The sequence below is a fragment of the Sphingomonas sp. genome (genome assembly GCF_042096255.1).
Lineage (GTDB): Bacteria > Pseudomonadota > Alphaproteobacteria > Sphingomonadales > Sphingomonadaceae > Sphingomonas.
The window spans coordinates 20,212-31,718 of sequence record NZ_JBELLZ010000033.1; the positions used below are offsets into that span (position 1 = coordinate 20,212).

The 11,507-nt window shown below is 67.5% G+C and carries 9 protein-coding genes and 1 pseudogene; 9 read left to right on the forward strand and 1 reads right to left on the reverse strand.

What is annotated here, in order from left to right; genetic code table 11:
• The first annotated feature begins 325 nt into the window (after positions 1–325).
• The 3 genes and pseudogenes from ACFDTH_RS08325 to ACFDTH_RS08335 all read left to right on the forward strand — a co-directional run.
• Positions 326–2,398: a hypothetical protein gene (locus ACFDTH_RS08325; protein WP_375287069.1), complete on the forward strand. Its 2,073-nt coding sequence runs from the start codon at positions 326–328 to the stop codon at positions 2,396–2,398.
• A 336-nt stretch (positions 2,399–2,734) separates the two neighbouring features.
• Positions 2,735–3,913, forward strand: coding sequence for a tyrosine-type recombinase/integrase (locus ACFDTH_RS08330; RefSeq protein ID WP_375287070.1), 1,179 nt, complete (start codon positions 2,735–2,737; stop codon positions 3,911–3,913).
• A gap of 198 nt (positions 3,914–4,111) precedes the next feature.
• Positions 4,112–4,231, forward strand: a pseudogene (locus ACFDTH_RS08335) (S-adenosylmethionine:tRNA ribosyltransferase-isomerase); the annotation flags it as partial.
• 105 nt (positions 4,232–4,336) lie between these two features.
• Here ACFDTH_RS08335 and ACFDTH_RS08340 read toward each other — a convergent pair.
• Positions 4,337–6,214 carry a substrate-binding domain-containing protein gene (locus ACFDTH_RS08340; protein WP_375287071.1) on the reverse strand — a complete coding sequence of 626 codons (1,878 nt, stop codon included), beginning with the start codon at positions 6,212–6,214 and terminating at the stop codon, positions 4,337–4,339.
• A gap of 490 nt (positions 6,215–6,704) precedes the next feature.
• Between ACFDTH_RS08340 and ACFDTH_RS08345 the strand changes: the two genes are divergently transcribed.
• Genes ACFDTH_RS08345 through ACFDTH_RS08370 form a run of 6 tightly spaced genes read left to right on the forward strand, consistent with a single transcriptional unit; the run spans position 6,705 to position 11,417 of the window.
• Positions 6,705–8,381: a GspE/PulE family protein gene (locus ACFDTH_RS08345; protein ID WP_375287072.1), complete on the forward strand. Its 1,677-nt coding sequence runs from the start codon at positions 6,705–6,707 to the stop codon at positions 8,379–8,381.
• A 2-nt stretch (positions 8,382–8,383) separates the two neighbouring features.
• Complete coding sequence (locus ACFDTH_RS08350; protein WP_375287073.1) at positions 8,384–9,592, forward strand: type II secretion system F family protein; 1,209 nt, start codon at positions 8,384–8,386, stop codon at positions 9,590–9,592.
• Positions 9,592–10,008: a type II secretion system major pseudopilin GspG gene (gspG, locus tag ACFDTH_RS08355; protein WP_375287074.1), complete on the forward strand. Its 417-nt coding sequence runs from the start codon at positions 9,592–9,594 to the stop codon at positions 10,006–10,008. The genes ACFDTH_RS08350 and gspG overlap by 1 nt, the downstream gene beginning before the upstream one ends.
• Positions 9,992–10,408 (forward strand): Tfp pilus assembly protein FimT/FimU, encoded by a 417-nt coding sequence (locus ACFDTH_RS08360; protein WP_375287075.1) that lies wholly within the window; start codon positions 9,992–9,994, stop codon positions 10,406–10,408. Before gspG ends, ACFDTH_RS08360 begins: the two co-directional genes overlap by 17 nt.
• A complete protein-coding gene (locus ACFDTH_RS08365) occupies positions 10,405–10,764 on the forward strand; it encodes a hypothetical protein (RefSeq protein ID WP_375287076.1) in 360 nt (119 codons plus the stop codon). Before ACFDTH_RS08360 ends, ACFDTH_RS08365 begins: the two co-directional genes overlap by 4 nt.
• Positions 10,761–11,417, forward strand: coding sequence for a type II secretion system protein (locus ACFDTH_RS08370; protein WP_375287077.1), 657 nt, complete (start codon positions 10,761–10,763; stop codon positions 11,415–11,417). Before ACFDTH_RS08365 ends, ACFDTH_RS08370 begins: the two co-directional genes overlap by 4 nt.
• The last annotated feature ends 90 nt before the right edge of the window (positions 11,418–11,507 follow it).

Here is an 11,507-nt window from a genome sequence, read left to right on the forward strand (position 1 = left end):
ACCGTTTGTCGCTATGCGGCTCCACCCGCCGAATGGAAGCGAGCTCTGATCGGCGGTTTACGCAGCAAGAGGGATATACTCCTCGGGGCTTCGACCCTGCTCTAAAAGGATTGTCTTGGACGCAGAACCGACCAACCGAAAACTGATCATCACTGAGAACGACCCCGCCCCTGCAGTCGGCGGTGTGTCGAATCACTCCGAGAATGGAGCGAGCCAAGCGCACCATTTCGCCTCGACCGACGAGGCTTCGAGTGACGTCGCAGAGGCGACCGAGGCTGCGACCCCTTATCCTCCGTCATTCGCCACAGAGCGAGATGCAGCAACCGTGCTGCCGATCTTCCCGCATGTCCCGTGCGAAGGAGGTGAAGGAGGCGATCTCAGCGCTCAGCTGGATGGCGTGGGCGGGGAGAAGCCGCCGATAACTTCGGCGACCGACACCCCCGAAGCCGGTAAAGGTGGCGGAGCCGCACCCCCTCTGCCCCCTTTGCAGCCGGCACCTTTCAAAAGTGTCGGATCGTTCCCGGCGATGGTTGCGAGCGACGTGTTCACGCCCGCGCCGGCCCAGAACCCGGTGCTGCTCGCCCTTCAGCGGGAGAAGCTATACCGGGCACCAGTCGGCATCGAAAGGCATCTCATCACCTGCCCGTGGAGCGACGAGCACGAAGACGGGGTCGATGCGGTCGCTGTTTATACCGAGCCCAACGAAGTTTTGCCGCTCGGTACTTTCACGTGCGGACACGCACACGGAAACCGGCTGCACATCGACCTTCTGCTCGATTGGCTGGAGGTCGAGCCTGCGGAAGCGAGGACCAAGCCTCGAATCAGGATCATCGAAGGAGAGATAAATCGGATTGGCGCAGCCGCCGAGTATCTGCTTGCGGTCAACGGGCAGCACTTTCACTCCGGCGGTCGCCTCGTGGCTCTTAAACGGGACGAGGCGTCCGGCGACTTGGGCGTGGAAGCGGTGTCCGATCAGGCCCTCATCAAAGCGCTGAGTAAAGTCGCGGACTGGGAGAAGTACGACGGACGCTCGAAGAAGTGCGTGCGCTGCGACCCCAAGCCGAACGTGGTCAGCTTCCTTCTTAAGGCGCAGAGTCACGACATTCTGCCGATGCTCGGTGGGCTGGCGAGGCAACCATACTTCAGGGCGGACGGCACGCTGGTCACGGTTCCCGGCTACGACCCGGTGTCCAACGTCTATGCCGACTTCAACCCCGACGACTATCCGCTTCCAGAGCCCACAGAGGCTGCGGCAAGGGAGGCATTAGCGCTGCTGCGGCACCTCCTCCGGGAGTTCCACTTCGGCAGCGCCGGCGACATGTCGGCTGCGCTAAGCGCCATTTTGACCGCGACCACGCGCGGCTCGATCCCGTTCGCTCCCGCCTTCAACATCTCGGCGTCAGGATCGAGCAGCGGCAAGAGCTATCTCGCCGCCACAATCGGACCGTTCGCCGGTCCGGGTCAGCCGATGGCGCTCCCTTACCCGACATCGGAGGACGAAGCTTCGAAGAAGATGATGTCACTGCTTCTCGCCAAGCCTGCGGTGGCGATCTTCGACGACATGCAGACGGACTGGATGCCACATGGCACGATGAACAGAATGCTGACGTCGGAGACGATGGCGGATCGGTTGCTCGGCGGGAACCGGACAGCAACGGTCAGCACGCGGTGCTTTTTCATGGGCACAGGCAATAACGTGCGGCCAGTGCGCGACATGTGCCGTCGTGTGGTGACGATCTACCTGTCGCCCCGTACGTCGTCGCCCGCTACGCTCCGCTATGCAGATCGACCGGCTGACGCGGTAAAGCGACAGAGGGGTAGATATGTCGCAGCGGCACTGACCATCATCAGGGCGTGGCGCACTGCCGGCTGTCCCCGTACGGACGTGCCCTACGTAGCTACCTATGGCGACGAATGGGCCGACATGGCGCGTCATCCGCTTATCGCGTTGGGGGAGCCCGACCCAGCCACCAGCCTTATCGAACAGCTAGACAGCGACCCGGACAGCGAGGCGCTTGGCAACCTGATGCAAGAGTGGTTCAAGCGCTTCGGGTCGAAGGCGATGATGGTACGCGAACTCGCCCAAGTCAGCGAAACCGGGTTTGCGGAGGCGCTGCGGGAACTGCCCATCGTCGAGCGAAACGGGGAGATAAACCGCGACCGCTTCGGCTGGATACTGAAGAAGAACGCCAACAAGGTGTTGCGGGGGTTGGAGCTGAAGCGAACACCGACATCTCAGCGGACGGCGTGGTCGGTGACGCCTCTCGACGGCACCGAGGAGCCTGCTTTGCCGGCTTCCGGTCGTCCTGATGCTGAAATCGTCGCCGATTGGGTGAACACCAAGCGCCGAAAGCCCGTCCCTGAGGGCTTGGAAGAGTTCAACGGCGAGTTCTACTGACCGACCAAAGATCGGTCCACGGTCGATCCTACGCCTAGCCCGGAGCTCGCATCAACGCGGTTCCGGGTTAGGTGCGTTCAGATGCGGGTGGGCCGGCGCTCCTCCACGTCTACCGTGACACCCTAAAACCAGCATCGACCGTGCTGATCGGGCAGTTCGTTCGATCGCATAGATTCAACAACTTAGCAAACCCGTTTACTTAACCCACAGGGTTGCCCCACCGCCCTCCGATCCGAGGGCATCTCAACCACCATCAGCGGCGTCGATCCCGGCCTTCCAAACGGAAGTCTCCGGACGATGGCGCGCGCCCTGTGTCCAACGACAGAAAGGATAGACATGCCCAGCATCACCCTCAGTGCCGCCGCCGTCCAGGCGATCCGCGCCACGCCGCGTACCAAGCCTGAGACGTTCTTTGATGAGGTCGTGACCGGCTTTGTCCTGAACGCCCGACCCCGTGGCACTGCCACCTACGCTGTCCGCTACAAGAACCAGTACGGCCGTCAGCGCGAGTACAAGATTGCCAACGCCGCCGACATCAGCTTTGCGGAGGCGAAAAAGGAAGCTGTCCGGATCAAGGGCTTGACCGCGCTCGGGATCGATCCGCAGGAGAAGCGCGAGGAAAACCGTCGCATCCCGACCGTCAATGAGCTCTCTGAACGCTACCTCGCCTTCGTCCGCGCCAATAAGAAGTCGCACGACATCGACGAGCGTTACCTCCGGCTGCATCTGCTGCCGAAGTTCGGGCGGCTCCACCTCGATCAGCTCCGTCAGGAGGAGATCATCGACTGGCTCAACCGCAAGGTGATGGAGGGCTACTCGCAAGCCACGGTGAACCGCTGGCAGGTGATCTTCAGCTACATGCTCCGGCTCGCCAAACAGTGGAACGTGCCGGGTGCCGAGAAGAACCCGCTGGAGGGCGTCAGGCAGAAGGACCCCGACAATCGGATCGAGCGTTTCCTTAAGCCGGACGAGACGAAGCGCCTGCAGAAGGCTGTGCAGGAGAGCGAGAACCCGATGCTCCAGTACATCGTCGCATTGCTGCTGCTCACCGGTTGCCGCAAGCGGGAATTGCTGGACGGTCGTTGGTGCGACGTCGACCTGCAGGGGAAGGTCTGGCACCTCCCGTCTAGCAAGACCGGCAAGCGCGACGTGCTACTGCCCGACGAGGCGATCGCGGTGCTCCGGCAGGTGCCTCGGTTCGACGATTGCCCGTACATCGTGCCGAACCCGAAGACGCTGGAGCCGTTCACGTCGTTCTTCAACAGCTGGGACACGGCACGGCGGCGGGCAGGGCTGCCGGAGCTCCGCGTCCACGACCTTCGCCATAGCGCGGCGAGCAACCTCGTGAACTCGGGCCATTCGCTGTTCATCGTGGCGAAGATCCTTGGGCACGCGCAGACGCGGACTACGGAGCGGTACGCCCATGCAGATCGGGGCGTGCTGCTGAACGCCGTGAATGCGGCAGCGAAAGCGACGGGGACGACGTGGGCCGAGCCTACGCTGCCAACGATCTGACCCGGTGCTGGCAACGCTCGTGTAGGTGGGCTGTAGGCGACTTGATCGAATCCGATCCGGTCAAAATGCCTCCAGAAGGAAAAGCGGTCTGACCCGGTCTCGGCCGAATGTGGGAGGTTGGTGGGAGTTGTCGCGAGACAGCTCTCACCACCACCTATCTATATATTTTTGCACCAGAAAATCTGATATCATCAGAATCTGTTCATGCTGGTCTCGGCGCTGATGGGGCTGGAGCGAATGCAGGCGGCGTACGCCCATGCGATCGCGAGCGGCTACCGTTTCTATTCCTATGGAGACGCCTCGCTGCTGCTGCCGTGAAGGCGCGGCGCAGCGCTGACCCTTGCAGCGCACGCGAACAACGAAAAGCGGCCCCGGATCGCTCCGGGGCCGCCAGTTTCAACCGTCTGTGAGCGCGTGTGCGGCTCAGCAGTTCGGGTTCGGACGCTCCTGGGCCGCATTCTTCAGCGGGTAGGCGTTCGAGATGTAGAGGTTGCGGTTGCCCAGCGCGCCGGTCGCCTTCCGGAGGAAGGTGTCGCTGATCGCGGTCCGCCAGGACTGCGGCAGCGGGGCGACGTTCAGCTGCGCCAGCAGGCCCGGGTTGGACGGGTTGGTGCTGGTGAACAGGTCCGCCGACACGTTCTGGTTGGCCGAGTTCTTCCGCACGTTGCCCATGTAGGCGTTGAGGAAGAGCGTCACGCCCAGACGAGTCGCCTTGTCCTGATAGCAGGTGTAGCCGACCATCTGGGTGGTGCCGGTGATCGGATAGCCGACCCGCGGGTTCGCCAGCGTGTTGTTGTTGCTGGCGTACAGGACGCTGATCCAGTGCAGCGGGTTGGCGCGGTCGATGCGGACCGAGCCGGTGCCGTCACGCTGCGGACCGGTGCGGCTGTCGTTCGGGTTGTAAGCGCCGTTGGCGGCGGTGGTCTGCGGCGGCAGGAAGTTGCCGAACGCGGTCAGCGCCGAGGCGGCGGTCGGGACGGCATACTGCTTGCCCGAGCCACCGACCTGGAGCGCAGCGGCGAACAGCGCGGCGCCGGTCGACGGACGGACGAAGTCCGCACCGATGTAGCCGAGCTTGCCGTTGAGGGCGACCGAGTTCACCTGCCCGCCCGGAGCCGCCTGGAAGTTCACCGCGTCACGGACGCCCGACGAACCGTCGGCGACCATGAACAGGCCCGCACGCTCCTGACCCTGGGTCGTGTCGATGCGCGCCGGGTTGCCGCCCGAAGCACGGACGAACACCGCGCCGCTCAGCGACTGGACGGTGCCGGCCAGGTCGCCGGTGGTGTTGGTGAAGTAGCGCGTGTCGCTGCGGAAGCTACGCAGGTCGATGTTGCTGTTGCGATCGAACGGCAGGGCTTCCGAAGCCTTGGCGAACTTGTTCACCGGAACGCCGGCCTGGCCACCGCAGGCGGCGGCGAGGTGACGGGTGAAGATGTCCGTGGTGCCCGAGTTGTCGAGGCGGCCGATCAGGCGGATCGGAACGCCGGTGTTGCGCCAGCGGGCCTGCGCGTCGCGGGTGTCGCGCAGCGAGTTGTTGGTGCCGGTCGAGTTGAAGGCCTTGTCGTTGAAGTTGGTGACGTAGCCGTTGAAGATCTTGCAATACAGGTTCTGCGACAGGCGCAGGCCACCCGTCGGGTTGCCATCGGCATCCTTGGTGACGAACTTCGGGTTCACCGCGAAGCGCAGCTCCTGGGTGCTCTTCTTAAGGCGCTTCACGCCGTACACCGGGTTGTAGGCGATCGCGACCGGCAGGACGTAAAGCGGGATCTGGATCGCCGCGCCCGCGCCGCGCTGCGCCGCACCGGCGTCATAGGCGGTCAGGTCGCTGCCCGAAACGGGGGCGTCCGAGAAGGCGAAGTCGATGTTGGTCCAGGTGCCGAACGGGTTCACCTTGCCGGCCGAACCGTCGAGCTGGTTGGTGTAGGTGCGCCACCAGGCGCGGCCCGTGCCCGAACCGGTCGCAATGTAGTGACCCTCGAAGTTCGGCTGGACCTCATCGCGGTTGCAGTCGAAGTTCGGCGACGCCTTGGTCGGGCGGGTCTGAACGAACTCACCCTCGGGAACGGCGCTGGTGGTGCCGTTGTTGGTGCCCAGCAGGTTCAGGTTGTCGTTGTTGCCCGCTGCGTGGCTGCCCGGGTTGCCGAGGCAGTTCAGCGACTGGACGAGCGCGGTCTGGATCGAGCTCGCGCCCGCGCCGCGGATATCGACCTGCGGATATGCGAACTGCGCCTGCGCGGTCCCTGCGATGCTGCCGGCGACCACAGTCGCGGCGAGCAGGTTCGCCTTAAAGGTCTTCATGATGCATTCCCTTCGTTGTCGGCAGCGGACGACCGGCGCCGAAATGAGACACACGACCGCAGCGACGCCCATGCGCGGACGCCTGAAGGATCGCCTGCAACTACACCCCCCGTCCGGTCGACATTCATGTCTCCGCCACTCGCGCGCATGCCGAAGCCACCTGCCGGAGCAGGCGGTCCGTTCATAGGCGACTGTCGACGACTCTCCCTTGACCCGACGAGTCGATCCGAAGGACTCAACCTTCCGATCGCGGATGTCCGGCTACAGGGGATCGATGACAGATTGATGATAGCGGTAAGTATAAGTGCAACGCCAAGACTTGGCTAAACTTCCCCGCCGAAGCGGCTGCAAGAAAACTGTCGCATTTCTGTAGTAATCGCTTCTGCGATCCGGAGCAGCGATCGTCGGTGACGAAACCGGCCGGCCAGCCTATGGCCGGGGCTCCGCCGCAGTTTCGGAGTGTTCGTTGCAACCGCAGACCTCGCAGCCGATGGGGAGCAGCCCGGGGCGGCCCGCGCGCGTCGCCTCGCTGGAGGCACTGCTCCGCGAGCGGCGCCTGCTGCCCGAGGAGGCGATCGCGCGCGCGCTGCTGGTCCGCGCCGAAAGCGGCGAGCGGCTGGACGCGGTGCTGACGCGACTCGGCTTGCTGTCGGAGGAAGCGCTGGCCCGCGCAATGGCGGAGGCGTCGGGCCTGCCTCTGGTGCAGGCCGCCGGCTTCCCGGAGGTGCCGGTCGCGGGGCCGCCGCTGTCGGTGGCCTTCCTGCACGACCAGCGCGCGTTGCCGATCGCCGCCAATCCCGGCGGAATCGAGATCGCGGTGGCCGATCCGTTCGCGGCCGACACCGCCGATGCGTTCCGCTTCGTCTTCGGGCGCCCGGTGCGGCTGGTGGTGGCGCGCGGCAGCGACGTCGATCACGCGATCGACCGGCTGTACCGCCCCGCGGAGACGGAGGGCGAGGTCGAGGGCGGGCTCGACGAGGACGATATTGAGCGGATGAAGGACCTGGTGAGCGACGCGCCGGTGATCCGCGCGGTCAATCGCCTGATCCAGCAGGCCGTCGACGGCCGCGCCTCCGACATCCATGTCGAGCCCACCGACGACGCGCTCGCCGTCCGCTTCCGCATCGATGGCGTCCTGCGCGAGGCGGCACGCCTGCCGATGGCGATGCGCGCGCCTTTGGTCAGCCGCGTCAAGGTGATGGCGAACCTCAACATCGCCGAACGCCGCCTGCCGCAGGACGGGCGCATGCGCATCGCGGTGCGCGGGCAGGAGATCGACCTGCGCGTCGCCACCGCGCCCTCGATCCACGGCGAAAGCGTGGTGATGCGCATTCTCGACCGGTCGAAGCTGGCGCTCGACTTCGGTGCGCTCGGTTTCGACGACGACCTGGCCGAACGGCTGCGCGAGGCGATCAAGCGGCCGCACGGCATCGTGCTGGTCACCGGCCCCACCGGCAGCGGCAAGACCACCACCCTCTATGCGGCCTTGTCCGAGCTCAACTCGGCGGACCGCAAGCTGCTGACCGTCGAGGACCCGATCGAATATCGCCTGCCCGGCGTGATCCAGACCCAGGTCAATCCCGGCATCGGCTTCACCTTCGGCGCCGCGCTGCGCTCGTTCCTGCGCCAGGACCCGGACGTGATGATGGTCGGCGAGATCCGCGATCGCGAGACCGCCGAAATCGCGGTGCAGGCGGCGCTCACCGGGCACATGATCCTCTCCACCCTCCACACCAACACCGCGGCGGGCGCGGTCACCCGCCTCCTCGACATGGAGGTGGAGCCCTTCCTGCTCTCCTCCGTGCTCGCCGGCGTGCTCGCCCAGCGACTGGTGCGCCGCCTGTGCCCGCATTGCCGCGCGCCGTTCGAGGTGGAGGCGGGAATGGCGGCAGCGCTGGGCCTGTCGCCGGGCACCCACGTCTTCCACCGCGCGGTCGGTTGCGGCGAATGCGGCGGCAGCGGCTATGCGGGGCGGATCGCGCTGCTGGAGTTCATCCGGGTGGACGAGGCGATCACCCGGCTGATCCTGTCCCGCGCCGACACCGGCGAGATCGCGCGGGTCGCCGCCGAGCGCGGCAACCGCAGCCTGATGCAGGACGGGCTCGCCAAGGCAGAGCGCGGCCTTACCACGGTCGAGGAAGTGCTGCGCGTGGCGGTGGCGGACTGATCGTGGCGCAATTCCGCTATCGCGCCGTCCGGGCGGACGGCTCCGCCGCCGCGGGCGAGATCGACGCGCCCGACCGTGCGCACGCCATTGCTGCGGTGCGCCAGCTCGGCGCCACGCCGCTGGAACTGGTCCCCGCCCCTGCCGCCGCGCCCGGTCGCGCGCCGCGCGCGAGGGGCAAGGGGCTCAAGGCCGCCGGCACGATCGTCGCCGAGCTCGCCGTACTGCTCGACGCCGGGCTCCAGCTCGATCGCGCGCTCGCGCTGGCGATCGAGAATGTCGAGGACCCCGCCGCCCGCGCGCATTATGCCGAGATCCTGCGCGCGGTGCGCGAGGGCGCGCCGTTGAGCCGGGCGATGGCCGACCGGCCGGGCCTGTTCCCGCCCGTCGCGATCGCCATGGCGGAAGCGGGCGAGGCGAACGGCCGGCTCGCCGAGGCGCTGGAGCGTTTGGCGGTGACGATGGCGCGCGCCGAGGAACTGCGCCGCATCGTCGGCAATGCGATGATCTATCCGATCGCCTTGCTGCTGATCGCGGTGGGCGTGATCGCGATGATGCTGCTGTTCGTGGTGCCGCAGTTCGAAAGCCTGTTCGCCACCAGCCGCGCGCAGCTGCCCGCCGCCTCGATGGCGGTGATGCAGGCGAGCCGCTTCGTCCGGTCGAACGGCCTGTGGCTGCTGCTCGGCCTCGCCGCGGCGGGGTTCCTCGCGCGCCAGGCGCTGCGCACGCCGTCTGCGAAGGTATCGCTCGATCGCTTCATCCTCCGCCTGCCCCAGGTCGGCCAGCTGGTCCGCCGCGCCGAGACCGCCAAATTCTCCCGCACTTTGGGCGCGCTGCTGGAAGGCGAGGTCCCCCTCCCCAACGCGCTCGCGCTCGCCCAGCGCACCTTGTCGAACAGCGTGATGGCCGCCGCCATTGCCAAGATCGCGGTGGGCGTGCGCGAGGGCGGCGGGCTCACCGCGCCGCTCGCCGCCGCGGATATCATGCCCCGGCTCGCCATCGGCTTCTTCCGCACCGGCGAGGAGACCTCGCGCCTCGGCCCGATGCTGTCGCGCCTCGCCGACGTGCTCGACCGGGACGTGCGGCTGCGCCTCGAACGCTTGATCGGCATCCTCACACCGGCGATTACCGTGTTCCTGGGCACGGCGGTGGCGGGGATCATCGCCGCGATCATGTCCGCCATCCTCGGCTTTAACGATCTGGCAGTATCCTGATGAAACCCCGCAAGAAAACCGGCTTCACCCTGCTCGAGCTGCTCGTGGTGCTCGCCATCCTCGGCCTGCTCGCCGCGATCGTCGGCCCGCAGGTGATCCGCTACCTCGGCTCGTCCAAGACGCAGGCGGCGCAGGTGCAGGCCAAGAACGTCGTCGCCAGCCTCAACCTGTTCCGGCTCGATGTCGGCCGCTTCCCCACGCCGCAGGAGGGCGTGACCGCGCTGATCAAGGCGCCGTCTTCCGCGCCCAACTGGAACGGGCCCTACCTGCCCGACGAGAGCGCGGTCACCGATCCCTGGGGCAAGCCATACCTGATGCGCGTGCCGGGCGAGCATGGCGAGGTGGACGTCTATTCGCTGGGCTCGGACGGCGTCGCCGGGGGCACCGGGGAGGCCAAGGATGTCGGCAGCTGGTAGGCCTTCCGGTTTTACCCTGATCGAGATGCTGGTGGTGCTCGCCGTGACCGCGCTGATCGCAGGCCTTTCCTTCCCCGCGATCGAGCGCTCGCTGCGTGGCCAGGCGTTCGAGTCAGCGGCGGACGCGACCGAGTTCGGCCTGCGCCAGGCGCGCGCCGATGCGATCCGCAGCGGCCAGCCGACCCGTTTCGCGCTCGGCCCGGACCGCCGGTCGATCGTGCGCGAGGGCGGCCGGCCGATCGAGCTGCCTGCCGCGATCGCGATCGCCTTGCCCACGCAGGGGATCACCTTCTTCGGCGACGGCACCGCCACCGGCGGCACGGTCGCGCTCACCGGCAGCGGGCGCGAGCGGCGGCTGGCGGTGGACCCGGGCTCGGGCGCGGTGGCGCTGGTCCGATGACCCGCCACGGCGCGCCAAAGGGACTCGCCATCGTCGAGGTGGTGATCGCCACCGCGATCGTCGCCGGCATGATGGCGCTCACCTATCGCACCATCGCCGCCAACGCGCAGGCGGCGCGCCAGGTGGCGGAGCGGCGCCATGCCGCAATGCTCGCCCGCTCGGTGCTCGACCAGCTCACCGCCGGCCCCGCCGCCGCCGACCAGGCGCGCCTCGGCCGCGACGGCACGCTGACCTGGCGCACCGCGCGCACGCCCTACGGCCATGGCGGCGCGCTGCCGCTGGAACGGGTCGCGGTCGAGGTGCGCGACGCCACCGGCCCGGTACTCACCCTCCAGACTCTCCGGGTGGCGCGATGACGCGACGCCGACGCGGCTTCACCCTGATCGAGCTGCTGGTCGGGCTCGCCATCCTCGGGATGATGGCGGCGATGCTGGTCGCGGGCCTCGGCACCACCGGGCTGATGGCCGCGCGCACCCGCGCCGCCGCCGACGCGCTGGAGCCGGTCGCCGCGGCGCAGATGGTGCTGCGCGGGCGGCTGGAGCGGATCAGCGCGGTGCCGCGGCTGACCAGCGCGACGCCCCTCGTCGACATCGGCGGCGACGAACGCGCGTTCGACTTCACCGGCGCCCCGCCCGATCGCGACATGCCCGATGCGCTCTACCGCTACCGCCTCACCCGCACCAGCGGCGGCGACGTGATGCTCTATTCCGCCCCCGTGCTCGCGCGCGAGACCGACGAGGGCCGCACCGAAAGCTGGCAGGCGATCCGCCTCGCCGAGCGCGCCGCCGGCCTGTCGATCGGCTATTTCGGCGACGCGCCCTTGGGCGACGGCCGGCGCTGGCTGACCGAATGGGTCGATCGGCCGCAGCCGCCCGATCTCGTCCGCGTCCGCGTCGCCTTCGCGCCCGGCGACCGGCGCGTCTGGCCGGACCTGATCGTGCGCCCGCGCGCCACCGTGAACAACGCCTGCCGGATCGACGCGGTCTCCGGCCGCTGCCGGGAAAGCTGATGGCGGGCCGCGGCATTCTCGACGCCGACATGGCGACGGTGGGCGGCTGGCTGCGCGACGGCTGGCGCTGGTGGATCGACGAGCTCGCGC